The organism is Candidatus Nitrotoga sp. M5, assembly GCF_927904885.1.
GTDB lineage: Bacteria > Pseudomonadota > Gammaproteobacteria > Burkholderiales > Gallionellaceae > Nitrotoga.
In genome coordinates, this window is the sequence record NZ_CAKMNW010000008.1 from 55,542 (window position 1) to 81,866 (window position 26,325).

The window sequence follows — 26,325 nt, forward strand, 5'->3', positions numbered from 1 at the left end:
GATCGTAACAGATCAACATTAACTATCACGTTATTGTTTTATAACGGGATGGAATTACCTGTCTCTGCCAGACATCATTCATCTCCACATGCGCTGAGTAGAAATTACCACATCAACTAAATGCTCAGCCAACATATCAGATGTAGCAGTAGCAGCAACAACCACCTTAAAAATATTTTAGCCATCATGGCACGACAGGCAAATAAGCGAAGTCATGATATTTTATTCGCCATCGCGAACCTATTTCCGACAGTTACCACTCCGTTCGCCCTGAGTAGCGGGCATATCAAAGGATATGCCCGCTACTCAGCTATGGTTCTTATGATAAAAGGCAGTTACGCTAACTCAAAGTAACTGCGGTTTAGCTATCGTCATGCAGCGACCCACTTTGAGCAGAATCTCAAATTCCTCGGCGGGGATCGGCTTGCTAAAAAGGTAGCCCTGCATTTCATCACAACGATGTAAGCACAGGAAGGATTTTTGCTCCTCTGTCTCGACGCCCTCCGCGGTTACCCTGAGCCCCAGATCATGCGCCATGGAAATGATAATCTTGGTGATTATCGCGTCATCCCGATCAGTGGTAATCTCGCGCACGAATGACATGTCTATTTTAAAAAAGCTTATTGGGAGATGCTTGAGGTAATTCAGGCTTGAATAGCCGATACCAAAGTCGTCAATCACGAGCTGCACCCCAATCGCCCTGAGTTGCGCGAGTGTATCGATAGCTACCTCTACATTCTGCATGACCATGTTTTCGGTCAGCTCCAGCTCAAGATAGGCGGGTTCCAGTTCGGTTTCTTTCAAAATACGGGTAACTATTTCAACCAGATCCTGCTGCTTGAACTGGCGCGCCGAAAGGTTAACAGCGATGTTGACTGGCTTGAGCCCGGCAAGCTGCCACGCCTTATTCTGTTCACAAGCGGTGCGCAATACCCATTCCCCAAGCGGAACTATCAGGCCAGATTCCTCTGCCACCGGGATGAACGTGTTCGGGTAAAGCAAGCCTTGAACGGGATGTTGCCAGCGCACCAAAGCCTCCATGCCGGTAATTTCACCGCTAACCAGATCCACTCTCGGCTGATAATGGAGTAGGAACTCTTGGCGCATAACGGCCTGTCTCATGCAATTTTCCAGCGTTATCCGCCCCAGTGCCTTGGCATTCATTTCGGCGGTGCAAAACTGGGCGTTATCGCGTCCTTTGCTTTTGGCCAAGTACAAAGCGTTATCGGCACTCTGAAGCAGGCCCTTGACGTCATCGCCGTCTTTGGGGTAAAGCGCGATGCCGATACTGCAGGTGACGATTAGCTCGCGCCCTTCAATGATGATTGGCTTAGTCATAAGCTTGAGAATTTTTTGCGATACCATCCAGGCATCGTCTTCTGATGCTATGCTGTCCAAAATTACCACGAACTCGTCCCCGCCCAAGCGCGCCACAGTATCGCCCTCTCGCATGCAGGCGGTAAACCTGACGGCAACCTGTTTCAGCAGCATATCGCCGGCATGATGACCCAAGCTGTCGTTGACGTTCTTGAAATTGTCCAGATCAATGAACAGCACGCCTAACTTATTCCCATGACGATACGAGTTGGCCAGCGCTTGGACGAGCCGATCATTGAACAGGGCGCGACTGGGAAGCCCGGTAAGGTCATCGTGATAAGCCAAGTGATTGAGCTTATCTTCCTTTTCGATATATTCTAGGGCATATGAAATATTTGCAGTCAGCTCAGTGAGCAGTTTTTTTTCTTCCCTATCAAAAAAGTTTGGCTCTGAAGCATAGAGAAAAAACAAGCCAACTGGCTGGTCACCTTCATTTCCCCCCAGAGGGAAGATTCCCATGGAACGATAGCCACGCTGCAATGCATCTAAACGCCAGTGCGCTACATTGGGGTCGGAATCAAAGTCGTTGCAGAAGATAGGCATTTTTTCTTGTAACGCCCGCACTACAAACGGCAATGAATTTTGCCCATTCTTTTTGATATATGAGGTGATTTTGTCAAGATATCCTTCGTCAACACCCGCCCAGGATATGAGTGCCAGCCCCCCTCCGTCAGAGTCCACCAAGCCTATCCAGGCCATCCTGAAATGACCGTACTCGACTGCAATATGGCAAGCTTCGTCAAATAACTCCTGCCGGATCCGAATTCGGACAATGGCCGCATTGATGCCGCTCAAAATCGCATAGAGGCGGTTGAGTCGAATGATAAGTGCCTCTGCGCGCTTGCGCTCCGTGATCTCCTCGTTTCGCTCGCGCACAGCCTGTTCGAGAAGCTGATTTTGCTCGGCGAGAAGGTCACTATATTCTTTTAAGCGTAGCAGGTTACGAACACGCACCCACAACTCGGCCCGATCTATCGGCTTAGCAATAAAGTCTTCTGCCCCAGCGCTCAGCCCAGCCAGCATGGAGCCACGGTCATCTAACGCAGAGAGAATAATAATGGGAAGGTTGCGGGTAGTGGCATTGGCTTTAAGCTTGGCCGTCACCTCATAGCCGTTCATGCCAGGCATCATGACATCGAGCAGTATCAAGTCAGGGGGCTTCTCAGCCACCATCGCTAATGCCTCTTCGCCGCTGTTAGCCGTAACGATACGGTAACCTTCCGGCTTAAGCATGATCTCCAGCAATCTCCTGTTTTTGGATTCATCTTCCACAATCAGGATCGTTGCTTGATAGGGTGTCATGACGGGCTTTCTTTTGTGACTTCTTTGTCTAGCTCCGTGAAAGAATATAACAAACAATCACACTTCGCCAACTGAGCCTTGATCATTGCCCCACAATTCCAGTCGGATACGGATCAAGGGCGCCTTTAAAATTTAATTTTCTATACAAGACAAAGCACGAGCCAAAGTTTAAGCGCGACATATGTTTAATATGTAATCGATAAATTTTTAAAGTAACGCAGTATTGTGAAGAAATTGGATTTTTAGAGGTGCCCTCAACTCTGCCGGTCGGTCGCTATTTGCTAGTACTAGGGCGAATCGCTCCCCTGAATGAAGGAGCATCATTCAGGGGAGCGACAGCATGACTGGATCGGCTGGTTTTTTGGTCACAGTGCAGCAATTCCTTCCTCCGTTGTCCTTAGCGGTAGCCAGACCGTGATGCAGGTGCCTTGACCCTCAGCACTTTCTACCGCCACCGCGCCTCCATGCAGCTCAGCAAGTCCCCTTACTATCGCCAAACCTAATCCCGTCCCTTCGAATTCGCGCGCCAAACTGCTATCAATCTGGTTGAAAGGTGTGAACAGTCGTTCAAAATTTTCATGAGCGATGCCGATTCCGCTATCGGTGACGTTAATTTCAATGAAATCTGAAGTTTTGTTATCACTCCAGGGGAGACTCAGCCCCGCCCATCTACCGTTTAGCTGGCCGACTTGGGCACGCGACACGCGGTGGGCACGCAGGGTGACATCACCGCCGCCTGGAGTAAACTTAACTGCATTAGAGAGCAGGTTATAAACAATTTGCTTGATTTTGTGCGTATCTGCCTGGATATCTCTCAACCCATCGGCGATATCCAAGTTGAGGTGAATGTGTTGGGCAGCAGCTTTCTCCCTGACCATAAATAGGCTGTTGGAAAATAGTAAAGCCAGATCGATCTGCTCCAGATGGAGGTTCATCTTGCCGGCTTCCACTTTTGATAGATCCAGGATATCGTTGATCAGAGCCAATTGATGTTGGCCGCTCTCAAAAATGTCACCTATATAGCCACGTTGCTCATCTGTCAGATCGCCCGTCAGACCATTCTTGAGCACCTCAGAAAAACCGATTATGGCGTTAAGTGGCGTTCTTAATTCGTGCGACATAGTAGACAAAAACTCCGATTTCATTCGGTTCGTCGCCTCCAATTCAACGTTCCTCTGCTGCACCTGCTCATACTTTTTCTGCTCTGCCTCTGCTTGCTTTCTGGCGGTCAAATCTCTTATCACCACAATATAAAGCTGCCCAATATTGAAATGAATTTCACGCGTTTTGAATTCCAGCGGAAAATTTGTGCCATTCTTGCGCACGCCCATCACTTCCCGGCTGACTCCAGGATCTGTGGGTTTATTCAACTGATGATGTCGTTCAAGAGAACTATTTCTCTGCTCTTGGCTTGGCTCTTGCGTCAGCAGACTCGCATTTTTACCAATGATCTCGTTTCCTTTGTAGCCAAAAATATACTCCGCGGCCGGGTTGAATATTTCGATCACATCGCTTTCATTGATTGCAATGATGCCTTCATCCACGTTGTCCAGCACTGCACGGATATGCGCTTCGCTGTCACGTACTTGGCCGATAACCTTCACCAAGTTATCGTGAATTTCCTTCATAGCTTTCATCAGTTGGCCAATTTCATTTGATGAGCTGACTTCGATTCGCTGTTTCAAATCTCCTGCGGCAACGCCTCGGGCAATCCTCACTACACTTTCCAGTGGCTGGGAAATAGCACGGACAAGCGTAAAGCCAATCCATACAGCTAGCCCCAGACCAATGATTGCTGTAGCAATAAGAATGTTGCGAATAATATCGTAGCGATTCTGTACCACTTCATATTCCTGTTTGGAGACACTCAATTGCAGCTTGCCAAGTGCCTTGATTCCTTGCTCAAGGCGTTGATAGAGAGGCCGGATATTTTCCGTAAAAATTCTGCTCGCTTTCGTTATTTCGTTTGCCTGCAAAGCTTCTATTGCTGGATAAAGGCCTTGGTTAAAGAATTTTCTTCGGTCATAGTCAAATTTAGCCGCCAGTATTTTTTCTTCAGGTGTTAGATAGGTGACCATGTAGGCTTCCCATATCTTGTCGATCTCCGCGTTATTCCTATCAAGCTTTGCAATATTAATGCTAATTTCATCGGGCGTCGGCGTCTCCAGGCTGGTCTTTATTGCGATGCGGTTACGTAATATCAACGATCCAATGTCCGTTAACTGATCGAGTGCAACGATGCGGTCCTCATAAACGGTTTTCAGGCTGTCTCTCGCTTTGCTCATTCCAAACAAAGAGACCGATTCAACTCCTAACAGCATGACTGATATGGAAAAAATGGTAACGATTAAGCGCGATTTTATGGTCAAATCTTTAAACATATTAGTTAAGGTTACTGGTTTGTGTTGCGGCTAGGCCACTGTTAACCATCTAAATACACTGCTTTCCAATCACTATTAACTTGCTGCACAACCGTTTGAGCAACAGGCCAGACTCTGAATGATTAATACATAAATAGTAAAGTAATCCCCGGCTTTGCAAGGGGGACTCACTAGGTATGACAGTGCGCTACGGCTTGCCAGAATTTACTGACATGACAAAAGGTTAGTGGAATCATAAGAGCGTATCAGAGTCTTTGTCATACGAAGTAAAATTGCAAGTATCACGTAGAGCTTATACCTAAGGCACGAAAAAATATTTTCGGGCAATCTTCAAATATCTTGGTGAGGAATTTCGTGAGTTGGCGAAACAAAAGTGATGTCATATTGTGGAATGGCGCTTGATACTGGATCATGTGCATGTCTGCATCAATACTCCACAGAAACATCGGGTGTCGTACGTGATTGGTTATAAAAAGGCAAATTTGCGATATCGAATGCAAGACGATTCGCAGGCAAAACACGGGATTTATGGGAGAAAATTTTTAAGGAGCGAGGGTATTTCGTGACAACGACAGGATTTGAAGAAGAAATGGTCAGAGCGTGCGCCAGAAATTCAGATAAAAAAAGTGCGCAATACGACCAGCCGCAAATGGGAGTGTGAGCTAGTGACTTTAGGCTCCCCACGATTCCACCCCTATGAGAGGGGTTCACAAAATAAAAGCCACTTCTAAAGCCCATAGCTCAGCCAGAGAATACTTGCTGGCACTGTGAAATTGTTACACTTTGCTCTGGGTGAACTTTAACTATTTTAGAAAAGCCCGTTATTAAATAGCCAACCTAAATCTACTGACCGCTGCACCACCAATTTTATTGACTAACAGCCTTTGAATTGATAAACGAGCTGCCCGCCAACAAAGGTAAAATGCACGCGACCCTGCAATTCCATGCCGATGAATGGCGTATTTTTCCCTTGGCTTTTCAATGCCGCAGATTCGACCTTCCAATACACTTCTGGATCGAACACGCATACATCGGCAGCGGCTCCGACAGACAGATGACCAGCGTCCAAACCTAATATAAGCGCAGGCTGGAGAGTTATCTTGGCGAGCCCATCGGAGAGTGCACGATGGCTCTGCCTCGCCCATTTGAGGGTCAGTGGAAGCAGCAATTCCAATCCAGTAGCACCTGCTTCGGCCTCAGCAAAAGGCAGTTGTTTGGCATCGTCGTCCACTGGAGTGTGATCAGAACAAATGGCGTCTATGGATCCGTCTAACAATCCGGAATGTAATGCATCACGGTCGCGTTGACTACGCAACGGTGGTACCAGGTGACAATTGGCATCAAAAAATCCGATATCCATTTCGGACAGGTGTACATGATTGGCAGACACATCACAGGTAAGCGCCAATCCTTGTTGTTTGGCGGTACGCACCTGTGCCACTCCGCCTGCACTGGAGATCCGGCAGATATGCAACCGCACGCCGGTCTCATGCGCCAATTGCAGCATGGTGGACAGCGCAATGGTTTCCGCACAGACGGGAATGGCGGGCAAGCCCAACCGTGTAGCAACTTCCCCGTCGTGAGCCACGCCGTCGCGTGTCAGGAAACTATCTTGTGGACGCAACCAAACACTGAAACCAAAGGTGGCGGCGTATTGCATTGCGCGCATCAATACACGAGTGTCAGTAAGAGTAGCATCGGCTTGACTGAAAGCTATGCAACCGGCATCGGCCAATTCAGCCATCTCGGTAAGCTCCACACCTTTTAGCCCTCGGGTCAGCGCGCCCACAGGACGAACGCGCGCCTTATTCAATTCTCGAGCGCGATGCTTGAGCATCTCTACCAGCCCCGGTTCATCCAACGGCGGATCAGTGTCCGGCGGACATGCCAGTGTCGTGATGCCGCCGGCCACTGCTGCGTCCATCTCGGATTCAAGCGTAGCCCTGTATTCGTAACCTGGCTCGCGCAGACGCGCGGCAAGATCAATCAAGCCGGGGGCAACCACAAGGCCTGTCGCATCAATCACTTGTTGCGCCACAAAATCTTCTGGGGCACTGCCAACAGCAACCACTTTGCCTGCCGTGATAAATAAATCGCGGAGACCATCGATTTGATTTTTTGGATCAATCAAATGTCCGTTCTTAATCTGGATGTTCATCATCCAACTCCCGCCAAAGTGCTCATCACCGCCATGCGAACCGCAATGCCAAAAGTAACTTGTGGCAAGATCACCGATTGTGTCCCATCTGCAACGCTGGAATCGATTTCAACACCACGATTCATCGGTCCCGGGTGCATCACTATTGCATCCGTTTTGGCAAGCACCAATTTTTCCCGAGTAAGACCATAGTATTTGAAATATTCTTGTGCACTGGGCAACACCGCGCCCTGCATTCGCTCATTCTGCAAACGCAACATCATCACCACATCGACATCGCGTAATCCCTGCGTCATATCGTGGTATACCTGCACCCCAAGCTTGTCGGCACCGCTTGGCAACAAGGTCTTGGGGGCAATGACGCGAACTTCCGGCACACCTAAGGTGGTCAGGGCATGAATCTGAGAACGCGCCACGCGCGAATGCAGTATATCCCCAACGATCGCTACTCGCAGGTTATGAAATTCTTTCTTGTAATGACGGATGGTGAACATGTCGAGCAGCGCTTGTGTCGGGTGTGCATGGCGCCCGTCACCGGCATTAATCACATGAATTTCCGGCGCAACATGCTTGGCGATAAGGTGAGCTGCACCACTCTGCGAGTGGCGTACCACGAACATGTCAGCGTGCATGGCGCATAAATTATCGACAGTATCTAGCAAAGTTTCGCCTTTACTGGCAGAGGAAGAGCCAATGTTCAAATTGACCACATCGGCCGAAAGACGCTTGGCAGCAATCTCGAACGTAGTACGGGTGCGAGTGCTGCTTTCAAAAAAAATATTGAATATTGACTTGCCATGCAACAATGGAATTTTTTTTATATCGCGCCCTTCAGTCACACTCATAAAGGAAGCCGCTGTATCTAAAATACTTCGCAAGATAGGTGCTGGCAGCCCCTCAGTAGAGAGTAAGTGCTGCAGCTCACCATGTTTGTTGAGTTGTGGATTGTTCATGCAATGTGTTCTATGGCGGGCTCATCAAAGTAAGCTTGCAAAATTTGTTGCGCCGCGACTTGGTCGAGCAGCGGCTTTTGCTTGATACCACGTATTCCCATCTCTGCCAGCTGAGAACTTGCGGAAGTAGAAGTATATCGTTCATCCACTAAAAGAGTGGGCAAATCAAAGCGCCCTTCGAGGCGCTGAGCGAAGCGGCGACATAAGCGGGTTAGTTCGTGGGGCGTACCATCATCATGACAGGGCAACCCCACTACCAGTGCAGATGGCTCCCATTCTCGAATGAGCTCAGCGATGGCAGCGAAACGATGCCCATTATGTTCGCCATGCAAGGTAGTTAATGGCCGTGCAGTTCCAGAAATCGAATTACCTACCGCCACACCTATGCGTTTAGTGCCAAAATCGAATCCCAGCAAAATACCGATTACTGAAATAGCAATGCCCTCGTCAGGCATGTCCGGCATACTCTGAGAGTGATGCATAATCCACACCTAGCAACGCCATTGCGGCAGGCAAACGCTCCTCGGGAGGCAGCTCGAATAAAATATGCTCAGAGGCTGGCACAGTGAGCCAAGCGTTTTCTGTTAACTCATGCTCCAATTGTCCCGGCGCCCAACCGGAATAGCCCAAGGTCAGCAGCAAATTTTTGGGCTCTTGTCCTGCACCTACCGCTAACAGAATATCCCTGGAGGTGGTTAAGCCTAGATTGTCATTGATGGTCAAAGTTGATTGCCATTGGCCTAGCGGTTTATGTAACACAAAACCCCGATCAGTTTGAACTGGTCCGCCAAAATACACTGGCATGTCACTTAACTCAAACGCGCCCATCGGAATTTTAGTTTGTTCGAACAACTCGCCAAGTGTGAGATTAGTCGGGCCGTTGACTATGATGCCCAATGCACCTTGTTCATTATGTTCACAAATGTAAACAAGTGCCTTGGCAAAAGGCGAATCTACCATGGCTGGCATGGCGATGAGAAAATGATGCCTGAAATCAAGTTGCGACATAGCTCTTATTGTAATCCATAAAGCGGCCTCTTATGTAAAGAGCTTCCAAAAATTCAAGTTTCTTAGCAAGACGAGGCACAAGCAAAAAATTTTAGCATGACATACTAGTTCATATGATAAGCAATAATTTTTTCGAATGACCTTGTATTGTGACGAAGCAAGGTAAGCTGGCAAAACGGATGCACGCTAAATGCGATATTTAGAGGCACCCTCAAGAGATTCATATATCGCACGAAGACAGTAGCCCATTACTACAAGGCGGTCAAAATCCTAGGCGCTTCCATATTTCCAACGAAAACGCTGACTGGTTCAGCGTATAGAAGTGGAGGCCAGGTGCACCTCCAGCGAGGAGACGTTCGCACATCTCAGTGACAACATCTAGTCCAAATGCCTTCACGGATTCGTTGTCATCGCCATAGCTTTCCAATATTTTGCGTATCGAGCGTGGAATTTCTGCGCCGCATGCATCTGAAAAACGCGCTAGCTGCGAAAATTTCATAATGGGCATTATGCCGGGCACTATGGGAACGCTAACACCCATCTTGCGACATTCCTCAACAAAACGGAAGTAGCCATCGGCATTATAAAAATATTGGGTGATGGCTGAATTTGCTCCGGCCATCACTTTGCGCTTAAAGTTCAACAGATCGTCGCGTGGCGATTTCGCTTGTGGATGGAATTCCGGATAGGCGGCCACCTCTATATGGAAGTATTCTCCTGTCTCGGCGCGGATAAATGATACCAACTCATTGGCATAGCGAAATTCACCTGAAGTGGCCATCCCTGAAGGCAAATCACCACGAAGCGCCACGATGCGATTGACCCCCATGTTTTTATAGGTGTGCAAAATCGCGCGGATATTCTCACGTGTAGATCCTATGCACGACAAATGAGGCGCGGCATCATAGCCATCGGCCATGATCTGCTTCACCGTTTCCAAAGTGCGTTCACGCGTGGAACCGCCTGCACCAAAGGTAACAGAAAAGAATGCAGGCTTAAGTACGGCCAAGCGCTTACATGTATCGGCGAGTTTGCTCGCACCTTCTTGCGTTTGTGGTGGAAAGAATTCAAAACTGAATGATTTAGAGTTTGTCATGATCGATAATCACTGGCCCCTGCTGCGAAACATTTTGCCGCAGGGGCAGCGAGAGTAAGAAAGAGAAAACACTATATAACAAAGCACCCGTCACGCCTGTCCAAAAGCCGTTGACTTCGAAACCTTTCAATACCGAACCGGCAAACCAGAATAGCAAACCGTTAATGACAAGGATGAACAAGCCAAACGATAGCACTGTGACTGGCAAGGTAAGCAAAATCAGCAGGGGCCGCAAAAACGTATTAATGAGGCCCAGTAACAATGCAGCAATTAATGCGGAGATAAAACCCTCCACATTAATACCTGGCAACAGGTAAGCAACCGCCAGCAGTGCTAACGCATTGAAAAAACAGATCAGGATGAGTCGCATAAAGTGACTTTTGATGTTGCTTATGAGTGTGTGAAACTCACACTTTAATAGCGATAATGATCCGGCTTGTAAGGACCTTCCTTAGGTACATCAATGTAAGCAGCTTGTTCGTCAGTCAGCACAGTCAATTCCGCGTTAAGTGTCTTCAATTGCAGCACCGCCACTTTTTCATCCAGATGCTTGGGCAAGGTGTACACACCGATCGGATATTTCCCAGAGCCTTTTTCTGCCTCGAGCCACAGCTCGATCTGAGCGATGGTCTGATTGGCAAATGAAGAACTCATCACGTAAGAAGGATGGCCCGTGCCGCAACCCAGATTCACCAATCGGCCTTCGGCCAGCAGAATAATGCGCTTGCTGGGTTGGCCGTCTGCTGCGGGGAAAATAATGTGATCAACTTGTGGCTTGATGTTCTCCCAAGTGTAAGCCTTAAGCGCGGCAACATCGATTTCATTGTCAAAATGGCCAATATTACACACGATGGCCTGATTTTTCATTTTTTTCATATGTTCAAGTGTAAACACATGATAGTTACCGGTGCAGGACACAAAAATATCGCCATGTTCAGCAGCATAGTCCATGGTAACGACACGATAACCTTCCATGGCAGCTTGCAGCGCGCAAATCGGATCAATTTCAGTTACCCAAACTTGGGCAGACAGTGCGCGCATTGCTTGTGCCGAACCTTTACCCACATCTCCGTAACCTGCAATAACAGCAATTTTTCCAGCAACCATTACGTCGGTTGCACGTTTAATAGCATCTACCAGTGATTCCCGGCAACCGTACAGATTGTCGAACTTGGATTTGGTAACTGAATCGTTTACGTTAATAGCAGGGAATTTGAGTTCTTTGCGCGCATGCATCTGATACAGACGATGTACACCTGTTGTAGTTTCTTCCGTCACCCCTTTAACTGCCGCTAGGCGTTTGGAATACCAGCCAGGCTGTGAAGCAAGGCGCTTCTTAATAGCTGCAAACAAAAACGTTTCTTCTTCCGACGTGGGCTTGCTGATAAGCGAAGCATCTGTTTCAGCACGCGCACCCAGATGCAACAATAAGGTTGCATCACCGCCATCATCCAGAATCATGTTTGCGTGATTGTCATTAGGCCAATCGAAGATGCGATGGGTGTATTCCCAATAATCTTCAAGTGATTCACCTTTGATCGCAAATACCGGTGTGCCGCCCTCGGCTATAGCTGCCGCCGCATGATCCTGGGTGGAATATATATTACAGGAAGCCCAGCGGACCTCTGCGCCCAAGGCTTTCAAGGTTTCAATCAGCACAGCAGTCTGGATGGTCATATGCAGCGAGCCGGCGATGCGTGCACCTCGCAGCGGCTGTGCGCTTGCATATTCTTCGCGAATCGCCATTAACCCTGGCATTTCAATTTCGGCAATGGCGATTTCCTTGCGCCCCCAAAGTGCAAGATTGATGTCGGTAATTTTGTAGTCGGTAAATTCAGAGTTGGTAACGGCGTTCATATTTTCTCCATTCAAGTTAATGAATGAGCGCAGTTGCTACAGATACACTCCAACGTTCCGAGCCTGGCCTTGCCTCATGCAAGGTCGCAGCGCCCCTCGGAATTGGAGAAAGTAAAAATTGTTTGAAATAACAACTTGGAGTATTTTAACACAACCTCGGCGGCTGCTTACTACCCGAGAAATTTAGCAACCTTCAGAACAATCAGAAACGACTTTGCCCCTACATACTGCACCTCTATAATTAGGGTGCATCTATAGAATCAAGCAACAAAGCTAGACCGCTTAGTGAAGCGCCGTTTTTAACTTTACAAAATAGTTACAACTGACTGTATTAGTAATATAATTAATTATTTAAGCTTTCCGATATTGTCATAGAATCTAAAATTCAGAGAGGTCTTATTGACCCTGAAAATCTATAAGAGCAGCTAAGCAAGCGCAATGCTCCATATGTGGGATTTAAATAAGATAATCGGCTGAATCTATTCGCCGATCCGCTCGCGGAGACCGTCAAAAACCTATCAAAATTCTGATCGTCTGAAATCACACGAGTCATATTCACGAAACTGGTACTCGTAATTACCGATTCACGGGTGCATGGGCGAAGATTGATCACACGGGATGAAACACCTATCTTGGCAGCGAAAATGTTAATGGTGGCATGACCAAGTGTTATGGGATAATTCGCGATCGCGCATGGTCGTCTAATCACCGGTTGGATTGAGACGGCCGTTACGGAACTCGCGGGTTACTATGCCGATAATGTGGTTGATGTAACTTCGGATTGTTACGATAAACGGAAGCCCGACTATTTAATTTCACACAGGATACTCTTAATGAATAATACTGGCATCAAACTCATCTCTATTCAGGTCGGCCTGCCTAAAACACTAGGCACATCTAATGCCTCAGACCCCATGGATCAGGAGTGGACAACAGGCTTCTTTAAGGAGCCTGTGTCAGGCCCAATTTGGGCTGGAAAAACCAACTTGGCTGGAGACGGGCAAGCTGATCTTCGCGTCCATGGTGGTCCCGATAAAGCGATTAACGTCTACCCTATCGAACATTATGCATTCTGGCAGACTGATCTTGCTTATAAAGAATTGCACAATGGCGCATTCGGAGAAAATTTTACCGTATCAGGGGTACTGGAGACGGAAGCTTGCATTGGTGATATTTACGAGCTTGGTGATGCATTGGTACAGATTTCTCAACCTCGTCAGCCATGCTGGAAGCTTTCTCGCCGATTCAGGATTCAGGATTTAGTGGCGCGAGTTGTGCACGCGGGCAAAACAGGCTGGTATTTCCGTGTGCTGCGCGAGGGATACATTCAAGCCGGAGCGGAAATGATATTGGTTGAACGTCCTTATCCTCAATGGACAATCGAAACCGCAAATAACATAATGCGTCATCGCAAGGAGAGCATCGTAGCAGCTGCACAAGGCAAGGAGAGCCACGTAGCTGCGTTGGCTCTAGCCGATTGCCCAGCGCTCTCCGGTAGCTGGAAGGCGACCTTGACCCGAGCAACCTCAAAGGAAGTTGCAGCCGATACTTCAGCACGGAATTTTCAATGAATACCTAATTCGTATGGCCATTAGCGATTAATACAGGTTGATCGAGGCACGTAAAATGTACGGAATACTGATCGATTGTAAAGCACTGCTGAAAACCTACCCTTGGTTGCGCTGTGACAAGAAGAAATGGTTGCAATGAGGCTCGTGCAGCAGCTATCCCCGGATTAGACGGGGGCAAGCAACTGATCATTAATTCTACTGATCATTAATTCTATTGCGTAAGTGCACTTAACGCTGCTTGATAGTTAGGTTCATGCGTGATGTCGTCCACTAATTCTGAGTGCAACACGTGGTTATTTTCATCCAGCACCAGCACGGCTCGTGCGGTTACACCGCGTAAGACAGAATCAGCAATCTTGACGCCATAGTTCCGCATGAAATCGCGTCCTCTCATTAAGGAAAGTGTGGTGACATTATTCAATCCTTCAGCCACACAAAAACGACTCATGGCAAACGGTAGGTCGGCGGAAATCACCAACACCACTGTGTTGTCAAGTTTGCTTGCCTCTTCGTTGAATTTACGCGTAGAGGTGGCACACACGGCGGTATCCAAACTAGGGACAATGTTCAGAACCTTGCGCTTACCAGCAAAGTCTTTTAACGCCACATCTTTCAGATCTTTATCCACGAGTGTGAACTCAGGAGCGATTTGACCAACAGTTGGGAAGGTGCCGAACAAAGTAATGGGCGTACCATTCAAGGTAACTGCAGAGTTATTTGAAGTTTCATTAGTCATGATTACTTTCTCATTATTTTAAGGCTTGTCACAGTGTATCATCTGAATATGATTGTATTGGCGGACAACCACAAATCAGGTTTTTATCACCATGCACATTGTCTACACGGGCAACACTTGGCCAGAACTTGTTGTCTTGGACCCACTTTAATGGATAAACTGCTTTCTCGCGCGAATAGCTATGTTTCCAATTACTCGTGATAACTGCTTTAGACGTATGTGGTGCATTTTTAATTACGTTATCTGCTTTATCCACTTTACCTGAAATTATTTCATCAATTTCGTTGCGTATAGAAATCATAGCAGAACAAAAACGATCCAACTCTTCCTTTGATTCACTTTCTGTTGGCTCAATCATTAACGTATCTGGTACCGGGAATGAAACTGTCGGTGCATGATATCCATAATCCATTAATCGCTTTGCAATATCTCCTACTTCTACTCCAGCTTCTCTTTTAAACGCAACGCAAGCTAAAATCATTTCGTGTGCGCAACGTCCATTAGCACCGCTATATAACGTAGTAAAATGATTTTTTAATGAATCTTTAATATAGTTGGCATTCAAAATTGCGATGCGTGTTGCCTCTGTAACACCATCTCCGCCTAACATTTTTATGTATCCATAAGATATCAACAAAATCAAAGCGCTACCGTAAGGCGCTGCTGACACTGCATGGATCCCATTATTGCCCCCAGTTTTTACTAACGAATGTGAAGGTAAAAAAGGTGCCAAGTGTTTTGCAACGCCAATAGGGCCCATGCCTGGACCGCCTCCACCGTGAGGAATTGCAAATGTTTTATGTAAATTCAAGTGGCAAACATCAGCTCCAATATTTCCGGGGCTGGTTAAGCCCACCTGTGCATTCATGTTGGCACCATCCATATAAATTTGTCCGCCATTTTCATGAATGATGTTGGTAATCTCGATAATACTTTCTTCGTAAACGCCGTGAGTGCTCGGATAAGTAATCATTAAGCATGCCAGATTATCTTTATACTGAATTGCTTTTTCACGTAATTCGCTTACATCAATATTTCCTACTTTGTCACATTTCACCAAGACTATCTTTAAGCCACACATTGCAGCACTGGCAGGATTGGTGCCATGCGCCGATGTCGGAATCAACGCAATATTTCTGTGCGCATCACCACGTGACTGATGATAAGCCTGAATGACCAATAATCCCGAATATTCACCCTGAGCGCCGCTGTTGGGCTGAAAACTCATTTTTGCGAAACCTGTAATTTCACTTAATGACTTATCCAGCTCATCGATTATCTCATGGTAACCCGTCGCTTGTTCGGCTGGCACAAAGGGGTGAATATGTGCAAATTCGGGCCATGTAATAGGAATTAATTCGGATGCGGCATTTAATTTCATAGTGCAAGAACCCAATGAAATCATTGAGTGCGTCAAAGATAAATCCTTATTTTCCAAGCGCTTGATATAACGCATCATCTCAGACTCGGAATGATAAACATTAAAAACAGGATGTTGAAGGATTAAAGATTGCCGACTATTGATTAAAGGTTTTTGATTAAAAATTTGTTCTACAGTAATTTTAGAGGTGGCTTTTCCAACTGCTTGTGCGAATACATTAATAATTGCATTCAAGTCATCAACATCAGTAGTTTGATCAACAGAAATAGTGATCGCATCATCCGTATAGCGGAAATTAATTTGTGCTATTTCTGCTAATTGCTTAATTTTTGCATTGTCTGTCCCATTGATTTTTATAGTATCGAAATAAACTCCATTTTCAATAATACAACCTAATTTTTTTAACTCAGTTGCCAATGCTATAGCGCTACTATGTACCTGTTGTGCAATTCCTTTGAGCCCTTCCGGTCCGTGGTAAACTGCATACATACCTGCCATAATGGCTAATAACGCTTGCGCAGTACAAATATTGGAAGTGGCTTTATCTCTACGGATATGCTGTTCGCGCGTTTGCAATGCCATACGTAATGCTTGATTTCCGGCCGCATCAATCGACACACCGATGATGCGGCCTGGGATAGACCGTTTAAATGCTTCACGGCAGGCAAAATAAGCAGCGTGCGGACCTCCATATCCCATTGGAACTCCAAAGCGTTGTGTGGAGCCAACAACAACATCAGCTCCCCATTCACCTGGAGGGGTTAGTAATACTAAACTTAGTATATCGGCTGCAACTGCAATGGTAGTTCCATTTGCTTTCGCTCTTTTTACAAAGTCTGCGTAATCGTGAACTTTGCCATCAACGCTTGGGTATTGCAGCAATGCGCCGTAAATACTGCTATCTAACGATTCAGCTTTAAAGTCACCAACCACTAATTCAATACCCATTGGAGTTGAACGTGTTTTTAATACATCGATAGTTTGCGGATAGCATTCGTTGGAAACGAAGAATTTGTTCGCTCCATTTTCAATAGCTTCACGTGTGCGACTATTGAACAACATTGCCATTGCTTCTGCTGCCGCAGTGGATTCATCCAGCAATGATGCATTTGTAATTTCCATGCCTGTTAAATCCATAATCATGGTTTGGAAATTCAACAATGCCTCTAAACGGCCTTGTGAAATTTCAGCCTGATAAGGAGTGTATGCAGTGTACCAACCAGGATTTTCTAAAACATTTCTTTGGACAACAGCAGGCAATATCGTGTTGTAATACCCTAAACCAATATAGGTCTTAAAAACTTTATTTTTAGCAGCAACACCACGTAAATGTTTGTGATACTGATATTCAGTTAGTCCACATGGTAAGTTCAATGGCTTTTTTAAGCGGATTGCAGCAGGAATTGTGTTATCAATTAATTCATCTACAGAATTTGCACCAATTATATCAAGCATTTCCTTAACATCATTTTCGCGCGGACCGTTATGACGGTTAACAAATTTATCGGTTGTAATCATTGCTGGTTTTATTTTTTAAGTATGTTAACAGGTATTAAAAACGGGAATTATGTAGCTATCTAAAGCGTTTTAATGTGCTTCGCTATCGACTAGCGTCTGGTATGCAGACGCATCCAATAACGCGTCTACGTCGGCGGCATTATCTGGCTTCATTTTGAATATCCACGCGGAATAGGGATCAGTATTGATCTTTTCTGGTGTATCGCCGAGCTCAGAGTTAATCGCTACCACTACACCGGTAACAGGTGCATAAAGGTCTGCTGCGGCCTTCACCGACTCAGCAATAGCACATTCTTCCTTGGCCTTCAGTTGGCGACCAACCGCTGGACTTTCCACGAACACCATGTCACCCAGCAGTTCCTGTGCATGCTGGGTAATGCCAATAGTGATCGTACCGTCGGTCTCTTTGTTGACCCACTCATGGGATGCGGTGTACTTCAGGTTACCCGGCAGACTGTTTGAATTGCTCATGGTTATATCCTTAAAAAAGTAAAAAATTAGATTAAGCTTATGCCATTACGTACGAATGGGTATTTCACTACCTTAGCCGCCAGCATTTTATCGCGAACTGCCACCTGCACCATGTCGCCCATTTGCACCGCAGAGGGTACACGTGCCAAGGCAATTGACTGATTCAACGTGGGCGAAAAACTGCCGCTGGTAATTTCGCCATCGCCATGAATGCTGCTTACCACTTGGTGATCACGCAACACCCCGCGATCCTGCAATACAAGGCCGACTAATTTACGAGCTCTAGGCTTGGCTACGAGTGCAGCTTTACCGATGAAGTCGCGTTCACTCACTAAGTCTACTGTCCATGCCAGCCCGGCTTCTAGCGGATTTATGGTCTCATCCATGTCGTGTCCGTACAGGTTCATACCTGCTTCCAGGCGCAAAGTGTCACGTGCGCCTAGCCCGATAGGTTTTACTCCCGCGTCATTCAGTGTTTGCCAGAAAGAGGGGGCAGTCGTAGCTGGCAGTATGATTTCGAAGCCATCTTCGCCGGTATAACCAGTCCGGGCGATAAACATCGAATTCCACTCTACGGCATTAAAGGGCTTGAGCCCTTCCGCCAATGCTTGTGATCCGGGCAAAGCCAGCCATAGCTTTGCCGCCGCATTTGGTCCTTGCACGGCGATCATCGCCAGATCTTTGCGTGGAGTGATCTGCAATTGAGGCGCGCGGACGGTAGCCTGCTCAATCATCCATGCAATATCATTATCTGCTGTACCCGCATTCACTACGATCCGAAACCACTCTTCATCCATAAAATACACGATCAGATCGTCGATCACACCACCATCCGAACGCAACAGGCAGGAATACAGCGCCTTTCCAGAAGATTGCAGTTTGTCCACGTTATTTGCCAACAGATAACGCAAGAAGTCGCGCACCCCTTCGCCCCTCATATCGAGTGTACGCATATGCGAAACATCAAACATGCCGGCATCGCGACGTACTTGATGGTGTTCGTCAATTTGTGATCCATAATGCAACGGCATATCCCAACCGCCGAAATCGACCATCTTCGCGCCCATTGCGCGATGTGCTACATTAAGAGGAGTTTGTTTGAGGGTCATGAGTAATCTTTCAAAAAATAAAAAAGGCGAGGCAGAAAATATCTGCCTCGCCCCATCTGTCCTCTTTACCTGAGAGATTACGAATATATCCGTGTGCCCCTTCGGTGGCTGTGTAAACAGCACTCTCCAGATTTGCCTGTGCCAACAGTTCTTGAACCTGAGCGATTACGGGTGTTACGCCTTCGGCAATGCGCCTGTATTTACTACAGACCAGGCAGCATATTCTTCCATTGGTTTAAACGGCAGTTATAACTATACTGGAATAGGATGGGGACGGCAAACGATAGCCTCTTCCAATATGGATTTTAGCCTAACGTGCATAGAAACGATGCTACACCAAATTAAAACTCTCCATTTCTGTTACCCAACTTTCTCCTGGCGGAAGAAAAAAAAACGAATCGCTGAGCGCATTCCACGTTATTTGCGATTTGCCTCTACAAAGTGCAGGCCTAACGCTATAGCGCCCTTAGAACCTGTGAAAAAGTCAAAATCATCTCACCCCTGTCATTTAAACACCTCACACAAAAATTATAGTGAAGCATTCATTTAACAAAAATCAGCCGATTACAAATTGTGCTTCACCCTAGCAATATTGAATCCTTACTGCCGGGCGAACATCATGCGCATCTGGTTTGGTGCTGCGTAAAAAAAAAGACTTCAAAGTCATATTTATATGACGCCATCAAAGCACGTTAACGTATCGCAGCGCGATTGCGCCGGAGATATCGTTGACTTTGTGGCTTTATGCCACCATCGATCATGTCAACAACGCACGCGAACCGGCACGATTAGCTTTGGCGCATGACGCCTATCGCTGGATATGCAGCAGAGTGCAAGCCAACTACCATAAGCTATCTGACTTTTGTGTTGCTCACGGCGAAGCACTTGAAAAGTTATTCACGGACAACGTAACTGCATTGGTGAACACGGGTGTCGTCAAGTTTACGCGGGCCACGCAAGCACGCATTCGCGACTAGATGTTGTTGCCGGTGCGGAGTAGAGCAAAGGTTAAATGCATCGCGCTGTGGTTTGTGCTGGCAGACAACTTCATATCGAATGGTAAAACTGGTATCGCAATTTATAAAATATAGACATATAGGTGAGTCCGCAACACCTGAAGTAAAGAGGTGGGGAAATTAATGGAACACACATAAGAAAAAAACCTTGAGCTAGTGCTATAAAAGCATTGATTTAACGAATATTGCATTCTAAACCTGATTGCGTGTTTTACTAGATATCAGCTCCCTTCAGGATGACCCGCAGCAAACTTGGTTATTTCTTTAGATTCTGAGCCATGTGTCACGCCAGTGCCCCTACAACCTTTACACCGTGCAACATTCATATTATCAGGGATTTCTTAATCCGAATTTTTCAACGCTTGCTGCACAGCAACTTTTTGCCAAGTTTTCTTGGCCCACATATTCTAGAGACATATGGCGCAGCAAAATTGTTTACATGGTTCGGATGAGGGTAAACATTGAATTTTCAGAAGCTCTCGCCAGTTGATGGTAAAATCACACTGCGGTCTGCGGTAAAGTTTTACGTTGAAATTGCTGCTCAATTATCATATATGCCTATACATAACATGCCAGGAAACCTCTTTATTATCAGTGCACCATCAGGTGCTGGAAAAACCAGTCTGGTCCGCTCGCTGCTGGCCAGCAATCAACAGGTTGACATGTCTGTTTCCTACACTACGCGAGCGCCACGGCCAAGCGAGATTGAAGGGAAAGACTATCATTTCGTAAGCCGTGAAACCTTCTTAAGTATGGCAAAACAAGGCGATTTTTTGGAAAGCGCCGAAGTGTACGGCAACCTCTATGGCACTTCACAATCGTGGATTGAAGCTGAAATTTCGAGCGGGCGCGATATACTATTGGAAATTGATTGGCAGGGCGCGGCGCAAGTACGAAGCGCATTTCCAGATTGCATCAGCATCTTCATCTTGCCACCTTCTTTGCAAGCGCTAGAAAATCGCCTGCATTCGCGCGGACAAGATAACACCAACGTGATCACACAACGTCTGCACGCCGCGAAAGCGGACATCGCCCATGTCGTAGAGTTTGACTATGTTATTATTAACGACAAGCTGGATATTGCTTTGCAACAGCTCAATGCTATCGCAGTTGCCGCAGGACTTCGCCGCGATAGACAACTCAAACGCCAGCAAACTTTAATAAATCAACTACAAGAAGGAAAAATTACACCATGGCCCGCGTAACGATAGACGACTGTTTGGTTAACATCCCCAATCGATTTGAGCTCACCTTGGCTGCAGCCTACCGCGCACGACAGCTGGCCAATGGTGCCAGCTATCTAGTGGAAGAATGCAAAGATAAGCCTACAGTAATTGCTCTGCGCGAAATCAGCGAAGGCAAGGTGGGACTGGACATTCTTACTCGCGGAATAGGCTAAGCATCTCAAGTTCCCAGCTATTGCAATTTTCATCTGCGAAAGATAAAAGCGACCATACAATAAGTCCGACAAGGATGGACTAAGGTCGCGCAAAGCTGACTTAATTGCTACACAATCGACCAGTGTATTTTGGAATCTCAAAGTGCAATTACATAACCTTTAACTACTTTGCAACAGCAGCTATGTATTCAAATAGTTACCACTAATAGTCAATATTTATTACAGGTCAATTCTAATCCCCTAATTCTGTTGTCTAACAATGCATCCCATTAATTACCCAAATTCACTACCCCCCTACTACCACCTAATATAAATCGAATCGCTAGCTTGACGCATAATGCCGATCCCAGACTGATCGAGCAGTACTGCGAAGGAGCACAAACCTTCCTCTTCACCCACACCATCTCTGATGCTTTATAGCACCCCCCTCCCCTATGCCACCAATGCTGCTGCTTACTTCGCGGCCATCGCGGATTTGCCTTGGGCAGTGTGGCTGGACAGCGGTGGGCGAGGACGTTACGACATTCTCTGTGCTCAACCTACTGTAACTCTGGTCACATATGGCACACATACCGAAATAACAAACGCATCTGGAGTGCAGTGTGTAACCGCAGATCCATTTGACCTCTTACGCCAGCAATTGGGTGCACCCGTTGCAGCAATACCAGGTATTCCATTTGCAGGCGGCGCATTAGGCTACTGGGGTTACGATCTGGCACGCCGCCTGCACACTTTACCCACACTAACGCAGAATACTGAACATTTGCCGGACATGATGGCTGGCATTTACGACTGGGCGCTTGTGCTGGATCATCAGGAAAAATCGACACATCTGGTATCACAGCTTCGCGAGCAAGCAACGGCGGAAGTGTTGCCGCAAATCCTTGCGAGATTGCTACAGAGCAGCAAGGTGCCTCAGGAAAAATTCAAAGTGCACGGGCGCATTCAGTCTAATTTTACGCGCGCTGGGTATAAATCTGCATTTGATGCCATACAACGCTTCTTGCGCGCGGGCGATTGTTATCAAGTCAATTTAGCGCAACGCTATGCAGCCCGCGCTTCCGGTCATGCACTACAAGCATACCTCAAATTGCGCCGCCTGAGCCCGGCACCCTATTCCGCTTATCTCAATTTTCCGCATGCGCAGATTCTATGCGCCTCTCCAGAACGTTTTTTGCAAGTACAGCAGGGACGGGTCGAAACTAATCCGATCAAAGGCACGCGGCCGCGTCTAAAAAATCGTCACGAGGATGCAATGATGGCTCAAGAGTTGGCTCTTAGCGACAAAGACCACGCAGAGAATCTAATGATTGTTGATTTACTGCGTAACGATCTGGGCAAAAGTTGTGAGTCTGGTTCAGTACATGTACCCAAGCTATTCAAACTGGAGAGCTTTGCCCAAGTACACCACTTAGTAAGTACCGTTATCGGTCAGCTTGCACCAGGACGCGATGCACTGACGCTGTTACAAGATTGTTTCCCCGGTGGGTCTGTAACTGGCGCACCTAAACAACGAGCCATGCAAATTATCGAACAATTGGAGCCGCATCGACGCGGGGTATATTGCGGTGCGATTGGTTATATCGGCTTCGATGGCAATATGGATAGCAACATCACTATCCGTACGTTGGTATTTGCCGATGGCGAAATCCGTTTTTGGGCAGGTGGCGGCATCGTAGCGGATTCTGACGCAGATGCAGAATATCAAGAGACGTTAGATAAAGCTGCGGCAATCCTTAAAGTCTTGCAACAGTATGGCGGCAAATATGAGTGCGAAGCTTAACGCTCAGGAATTTACTTTTATGACCGAGCGATACTAGTAACAATCGTCAATTAACATGACGAAAGCAGTGCGCGAAAAACTGTTGGATTTATTCATCGGGAAAGTTTCGGGTAGAATGCGCGCTTCAAATTCAAACTTGTTAAAGGCGCCGCCATGTACAAAATCGCACCTAGCATACTTTCTGCCAATTTCGCCAAACTCGGTGAAGAAGTCACCAATGTCATCGCCTCTGGCGCAGACATTATCCACTTCGACGTGATGGACAACCATTACGTGCCCAACCTGACCATTGGTCCGCTGGTGTGTTCTGCTATTCGTCCAATTACTCAAGCAGTAATTGACGTACACCTGATGGTTAAGCCGGTGGACCGTATCATCCCGGATTTCGCCAAAGCTGGCGCCAATATTATTTCATTTCACCCGGAAGCGTCCGAGCACATCGACCGCACTCTCGGTCTGATCAAAGAAAATGGCTGCAAGGCTGGGCTAGTATTCAATCCCGGCACACCATTGAGCTATCTCGACCATGTCATGGACAAAGTCGACCTGATCCTGATTATGTCAGTGAATCCCGGATTCGGCGGCCAGAAATTTATCCCCGACGCGCTGAACAAACTGCGCACTGCGCGCCAAAAAATCAATGACAGCGGACGCGACATTATGCTGGAAATCGACGGCGGCGTGAACACCAGCAACATAGCGGAAATTGCTGCTACGGGTTGCGATACCTTCGTGGCTGGCTCTGCTGTTTATGGTGCAGGCAAGGACACTGATCCGCACCGCTATGATTCCATCATCGCAGCTTTGCGCGCCGAACTAGCCAAAGTAAGCAAGCAATGATGAAAGCACGTTTTCCGCTGAGCATCTCCGCCATCCTCATCGATCTGGATGGCACCTTACTCCACACGGCACCTGAACTGGTGGCCTCTGCCAATCGTATGTTACTTGATTTGAATCGTCCTGCCGTGTCGAAAGAATTGCTGACAAGCTACATTGGCAACGGTGTCAGCTGGCTAGTAAAACGCGCGTTGACCGGCGACATGCACGCCGAGCCGGATACAAATTTATATGAGCAAGCGCTGCCGATTTTCGAAAAACACTACAATGATTTGCTGTTGCAGAGCAAACCATTTGAGGGAGTGATTGCCGGACTGGATGCCATGCAAGCGGCAGGTTTCCACCTAGGCTGCATTACCAACAAGGTAAAACGCTACACTGAACCCCTGCTTGAGGGTTTAGGACTCGCACATTATTTTGAGATCGTGCTGTCCGGCGACAGCCTACCGGAAAAAAAACCACATCCGCTACCACTACTGCATGCCGCGAAGTTTTTCGGTGTTCCAGTGGAGCAAGTGCTGCTGATTGGCGATTCACTCAATGACACGGTTGCGGCGCGTGCTGCCGGTTGCCCAATAGTCTGTGTGCCCTACGGATACAATCACGGCGAGCCAGTGGATAAGCTTGATCTGGATGCTGTGATTAACACGCTACCAGATGTGATGAAACTGATTCAAAAAGCATGATTTGATGACACACGAAAATTTCAAAATCTGGAGAGAAACTACCCCATGGCGATGGTGATCATCTCACCGTTTGGCGTGGCTGCCACATTTTAATTTTAGTGCTGCCGTCTTTCTTTTTTTGAGTTAGGAGCAATTCGTGTTGAATCCCATTTCAGAACAATCTTTCAATCAACTTGCTGAGCAGGGATATAACCGCATCCCTCTAGTGACAGAGACCTTTGCTGACCTGGACACGCCACTGTCGCTGTATCTCAAGCTTGCCAACAAACCTTATTCCTATCTGCTGGAATCGGTGCAGGGTGGCGAACGCTTCGGTCGATACTCCTTCATCGGTCTGCCCGCTGATACACGCATTACAGTGCGCGGCACACAGATTACGTTAACCACTTCAACTAGCGAAACTGTCCACCATGCAGACAATCCACTGGATTTCATCAACGATTACCAGTCACGTTTCAAAGTCGCGCCGCTGCTCGGCCTGCCTCGCTTTACTGGCGGCCTGGCTGGTTATTTCGGCTATGACACCGTCCGCTATATTGAACCGCGTTTAGCCAAAACGCAAAAGCAAGACGTGCTCGGCACGCCTGATATACTACTAATGCTTACCGAGCAACTGGTAGTAGTGGACAATCTATCCGGCAAGCTTATTTTCATCGTACATGCCAATCCCGAACTGCCAAATGCTTATGCTCTGGCACGGCAGCGCCTGCAAGAACTGACACAGTTACTGCGCCAACCAGTGAAAATTCCTCGTGCCCAGCAATTTCCTCCCCAGCAGGCCGTATCTGAGTTCGGTGAGGAAGCCTATAAACAGGCCGTAGAGAAAGCCAAACGTTATATTTTCGATGGCGACATGATGCAGGTTGTGCCTTCGCAGCGCATGAGCCAGACATTTCCTGCTGAACCGCTCAACCTTTATCGGGTGCTGCGCTCCATTAACCCCTCACCCTACATGTTCTATTACGACATGGGTGACCACCATGTGGTCGGTGCTTCACCGGAAATTCTGGTGCGACTGGAAGGTAACAACGTGACCGTGCGGCCCATCGCTGGCACCCGACCGCGCGGTAAGACACCGCAACAGGATACCCAGCTGGCACAAGAGCTTCTGAGCGACCCAAAGGAGCTCGCGGAACACCTGATGCTCATAGACCTCGGGCGTAATGATGTTGGCCGCGTTGCGCAGCAGGGCACGGTAAAGCTTACCGAAAAAATGGTGATTGAACGGTATTCACACGTGATGCACATCGTGTCTAATGTCGAAGGCAAGCTCAAACCAGGACTGGATGCAATTGCGGTATTGAAAGCAACCTTTCCGGCTGGCACGGTGAGCGGTGCACCAAAAGTACGCGCGATGGAAATCATCGACGAACTGGAACCTTCCAAGCGTGGTATCTATGCAGGCGCAGTCGGCTATCTTGGCTTCAACGGCGACATGGATCTTGCCATCGCCATCCGCACTGCGGTGATCAAAGAAGGCACTCTTTATGTACAGTCTGGGGGTGGATTAGTAGCCGACTCGATACCGGCTAGCGAATGGACAGAAACGCAGAATAAAGCACGCGCAGTGCTACGTGCCGCCGAGATGGTGCTAGCTGGACTGGATTACACTGGCGAAACGGGAAATGACATCTAACTTACCCAGCAGAAGCTTGAGTTCTGCCGTAACCAAAAGATTGGACTAGC

Annotated in this window: 21 protein-coding genes and 3 riboswitches; of the genes, 8 read left to right on the forward strand and 13 right to left on the reverse strand. The window is 47.3% G+C overall.

The annotated features are described in order from the left end of the window. Positions 1–345: 345 nt before the first annotated feature. The 9 genes from MJ770_RS03390 to ahcY all read right to left on the reverse strand — a co-directional run bounded on the left by MJ770_RS03390 (position 346) and on the right by ahcY (position 12,132). Positions 346–2,679, reverse strand: a complete 2,334-nt coding sequence (locus MJ770_RS03390) for an EAL domain-containing response regulator (RefSeq protein WP_239250200.1) — start codon at positions 2,677–2,679, stop codon at positions 346–348. Between the two features lie 365 nt (positions 2,680–3,044). Beyond that, complete coding sequence (locus MJ770_RS03395) at positions 3,045–5,060, reverse strand: Tar ligand binding domain-containing protein (RefSeq protein ID WP_256448791.1); 2,016 nt, start codon at positions 5,058–5,060, stop codon at positions 3,045–3,047. Positions 5,061–5,934: 874 nt separating this feature from the next. After that, positions 5,935–7,218 carry a dihydroorotase gene (locus MJ770_RS03400; protein WP_239250245.1) on the reverse strand — a complete coding sequence of 428 codons (1,284 nt, stop codon included), beginning with the start codon at positions 7,216–7,218 and terminating at the stop codon, positions 5,935–5,937. Beyond that, complete coding sequence (locus MJ770_RS03405; protein ID WP_239250202.1) at positions 7,218–8,171, reverse strand: aspartate carbamoyltransferase catalytic subunit; 954 nt, start codon at positions 8,169–8,171, stop codon at positions 7,218–7,220. Before MJ770_RS03405 ends, MJ770_RS03400 begins: the two co-directional genes overlap by 1 nt. After that, positions 8,168–8,653: a Holliday junction resolvase RuvX gene (gene ruvX, locus MJ770_RS03410; RefSeq protein ID WP_239250203.1), complete on the reverse strand. Its 486-nt coding sequence runs from the start codon at positions 8,651–8,653 to the stop codon at positions 8,168–8,170. The genes MJ770_RS03405 and ruvX overlap by 4 nt, the downstream gene beginning before the upstream one ends. Beyond that, positions 8,619–9,179 carry a YqgE/AlgH family protein gene (locus MJ770_RS03415; protein ID WP_239250204.1) on the reverse strand — a complete coding sequence of 187 codons (561 nt, stop codon included), beginning with the start codon at positions 9,177–9,179 and terminating at the stop codon, positions 8,619–8,621. The genes ruvX and MJ770_RS03415 overlap by 35 nt, the downstream gene beginning before the upstream one ends. Positions 9,180–9,441: 262 nt before the next feature. Continuing rightward, entirely contained in the window at positions 9,442–10,275 is an 834-nt protein-coding gene (gene metF, locus MJ770_RS03420; RefSeq protein WP_239250205.1) for a methylenetetrahydrofolate reductase [NAD(P)H], read from the reverse strand. Then, entirely contained in the window at positions 10,262–10,645 is a 384-nt protein-coding gene (locus tag MJ770_RS03425; RefSeq protein WP_239250206.1) for a phage holin family protein, read from the reverse strand. Before MJ770_RS03425 ends, metF begins: the two co-directional genes overlap by 14 nt. Before the next feature lie 44 nt (positions 10,646–10,689). Further along, positions 10,690–12,132, reverse strand: coding sequence for an adenosylhomocysteinase (ahcY, locus tag MJ770_RS03430; RefSeq protein WP_239250207.1), 1,443 nt, complete (start codon positions 12,130–12,132; stop codon positions 10,690–10,692). An 18-nt stretch (positions 12,133–12,150) separates the two neighbouring features. Next, positions 12,151–12,236, reverse strand: a riboswitch (S-adenosyl-L-homocysteine riboswitch). 729 nt (positions 12,237–12,965) lie between these two features. Here ahcY and MJ770_RS03435 point away from each other — a divergent pair. Beyond that, on the forward strand, positions 12,966–13,703 hold the full coding sequence (locus tag MJ770_RS03435) for an MOSC domain-containing protein (RefSeq protein WP_239250208.1): 738 nt from the start codon (positions 12,966–12,968) through the stop codon (positions 13,701–13,703). 211 nt (positions 13,704–13,914) lie between these two features. On the opposite strand, the gene tpx is transcribed toward MJ770_RS03435, so the two are convergent. The 4 genes from tpx to gcvT form a co-directional block, all read right to left on the reverse strand. Then, on the reverse strand, positions 13,915–14,439 hold the full coding sequence (gene tpx / locus MJ770_RS03440; RefSeq protein ID WP_239250209.1) for a thiol peroxidase: 525 nt from the start codon (positions 14,437–14,439) through the stop codon (positions 13,915–13,917). 28 nt (positions 14,440–14,467) lie between these two features. Continuing rightward, positions 14,468–17,338 (reverse strand): aminomethyl-transferring glycine dehydrogenase, encoded by a 2,871-nt coding sequence (gene gcvP / locus MJ770_RS03445; protein WP_239250210.1) that lies wholly within the window; start codon positions 17,336–17,338, stop codon positions 14,468–14,470. 69 nt (positions 17,339–17,407) lie between these two features. After that, a complete protein-coding gene (gene gcvH, locus MJ770_RS03450; protein WP_239250211.1) occupies positions 17,408–17,809 on the reverse strand; it encodes a glycine cleavage system protein GcvH in 402 nt (133 codons plus the stop codon). A gap of 26 nt (positions 17,810–17,835) precedes the next feature. Next, positions 17,836–18,918 (reverse strand): glycine cleavage system aminomethyltransferase GcvT, encoded by a 1,083-nt coding sequence (gene gcvT / locus MJ770_RS03455; RefSeq protein ID WP_239250212.1) that lies wholly within the window; start codon positions 18,916–18,918, stop codon positions 17,836–17,838. A gap of 46 nt (positions 18,919–18,964) precedes the next feature. After that, positions 18,965–19,053, reverse strand: a riboswitch (glycine riboswitch). Then, a riboswitch (glycine riboswitch) is annotated at positions 19,054–19,158 on the reverse strand. It abuts the riboswitch before it with no gap. 488 nt (positions 19,159–19,646) lie between these two features. Between gcvT and MJ770_RS03460 the strand changes: the two genes are divergently transcribed. The 7 genes from MJ770_RS03460 to trpE all read left to right on the forward strand — a co-directional run bounded on the left by MJ770_RS03460 (position 19,647) and on the right by trpE (position 26,275). After that, positions 19,647–19,895 (forward strand): hypothetical protein, encoded by a 249-nt coding sequence (locus tag MJ770_RS03460; protein WP_445083120.1) that lies wholly within the window; start codon positions 19,647–19,649, stop codon positions 19,893–19,895. A gap of 608 nt (positions 19,896–20,503) precedes the next feature. Further along, the gene (gene gmk / locus MJ770_RS03465; RefSeq protein ID WP_239250213.1) at positions 20,504–21,139 is read left to right on the forward strand and encodes a guanylate kinase; all 636 of its coding nucleotides are present in this window, start codon (positions 20,504–20,506) and stop codon (positions 21,137–21,139) included. Next, complete coding sequence (gene rpoZ, locus MJ770_RS03470; RefSeq protein WP_239250214.1) at positions 21,127–21,333, forward strand: DNA-directed RNA polymerase subunit omega; 207 nt, start codon at positions 21,127–21,129, stop codon at positions 21,331–21,333. Before gmk ends, rpoZ begins: the two co-directional genes overlap by 13 nt. A gap of 409 nt (positions 21,334–21,742) precedes the next feature. After that, complete coding sequence (gene pabB, locus MJ770_RS03475) at positions 21,743–23,116, forward strand: aminodeoxychorismate synthase component I (RefSeq protein ID WP_239250215.1); 1,374 nt, start codon at positions 21,743–21,745, stop codon at positions 23,114–23,116. Between the two features lie 153 nt (positions 23,117–23,269). Further along, entirely contained in the window at positions 23,270–23,956 is a 687-nt protein-coding gene (gene rpe / locus MJ770_RS03480) for a ribulose-phosphate 3-epimerase (RefSeq protein ID WP_239250216.1), read from the forward strand. Then, positions 23,956–24,639 (forward strand): phosphoglycolate phosphatase, encoded by a 684-nt coding sequence (locus MJ770_RS03485; RefSeq protein ID WP_239250246.1) that lies wholly within the window; start codon positions 23,956–23,958, stop codon positions 24,637–24,639. Before rpe ends, MJ770_RS03485 begins: the two co-directional genes overlap by 1 nt. Before the next feature lie 136 nt (positions 24,640–24,775). Continuing rightward, entirely contained in the window at positions 24,776–26,275 is a 1,500-nt protein-coding gene (trpE, locus tag MJ770_RS03490; protein WP_239250217.1) for an anthranilate synthase component I, read from the forward strand. Positions 26,276–26,325 lie beyond the last annotated feature (50 nt).

Coding starts and splice junctions, on each gene's coding strand:
- MJ770_RS03390 (WP_239250200.1), bottom strand. CDS start 2,679: ATGACACCCTATCAAGCAACGATCCTGATTGTGGAAGATGAATCCAAA.
- MJ770_RS03395 (WP_256448791.1), bottom strand. CDS start 5,060: ATGTTTAAAGATTTGACCATAAAATCGCGCTTAATCGTTACCATTTTT.
- MJ770_RS03400 (WP_239250245.1), bottom strand. CDS start 7,218: ATGAACATCCAGATTAAGAACGGACATTTGATTGATCCAAAAAATCAA.
- MJ770_RS03405 (WP_239250202.1), bottom strand. CDS start 8,171: ATGAACAATCCACAACTCAACAAACATGGTGAGCTGCAGCACTTACTC.
- ruvX (WP_239250203.1), bottom strand. CDS start 8,653: ATGCATCACTCTCAGAGTATGCCGGACATGCCTGACGAGGGCATTGCT.
- MJ770_RS03415 (WP_239250204.1), bottom strand. CDS start 9,179: ATGTCGCAACTTGATTTCAGGCATCATTTTCTCATCGCCATGCCAGCC.
- metF (WP_239250205.1), bottom strand. CDS start 10,275: ATGACAAACTCTAAATCATTCAGTTTTGAATTCTTTCCACCACAAACG.
- MJ770_RS03425 (WP_239250206.1), bottom strand. CDS start 10,645: ATGCGACTCATCCTGATCTGTTTTTTCAATGCGTTAGCACTGCTGGCG.
- ahcY (WP_239250207.1), bottom strand. CDS start 12,132: ATGAACGCCGTTACCAACTCTGAATTTACCGACTACAAAATTACCGAC.
- MJ770_RS03435 (WP_239250208.1), top strand. CDS start 12,966: ATGAATAATACTGGCATCAAACTCATCTCTATTCAGGTCGGCCTGCCT.
- tpx (WP_239250209.1), bottom strand. CDS start 14,439: ATGACTAATGAAACTTCAAATAACTCTGCAGTTACCTTGAATGGTACG.
- gcvP (WP_239250210.1), bottom strand. CDS start 17,338: ATGATTACAACCGATAAATTTGTTAACCGTCATAACGGTCCGCGCGAA.
- gcvH (WP_239250211.1), bottom strand. CDS start 17,809: ATGAGCAATTCAAACAGTCTGCCGGGTAACCTGAAGTACACCGCATCC.
- gcvT (WP_239250212.1), bottom strand. CDS start 18,918: ATGACCCTCAAACAAACTCCTCTTAATGTAGCACATCGCGCAATGGGC.
- gmk (WP_239250213.1), top strand. CDS start 20,504: ATGCCAGGAAACCTCTTTATTATCAGTGCACCATCAGGTGCTGGAAAA.
- rpoZ (WP_239250214.1), top strand. CDS start 21,127: ATGGCCCGCGTAACGATAGACGACTGTTTGGTTAACATCCCCAATCGA.
- pabB (WP_239250215.1), top strand. CDS start 21,743: ATGCTTTATAGCACCCCCCTCCCCTATGCCACCAATGCTGCTGCTTAC.
- rpe (WP_239250216.1), top strand. CDS start 23,270: ATGTACAAAATCGCACCTAGCATACTTTCTGCCAATTTCGCCAAACTC.
- MJ770_RS03485 (WP_239250246.1), top strand. CDS start 23,956: ATGAAAGCACGTTTTCCGCTGAGCATCTCCGCCATCCTCATCGATCTG.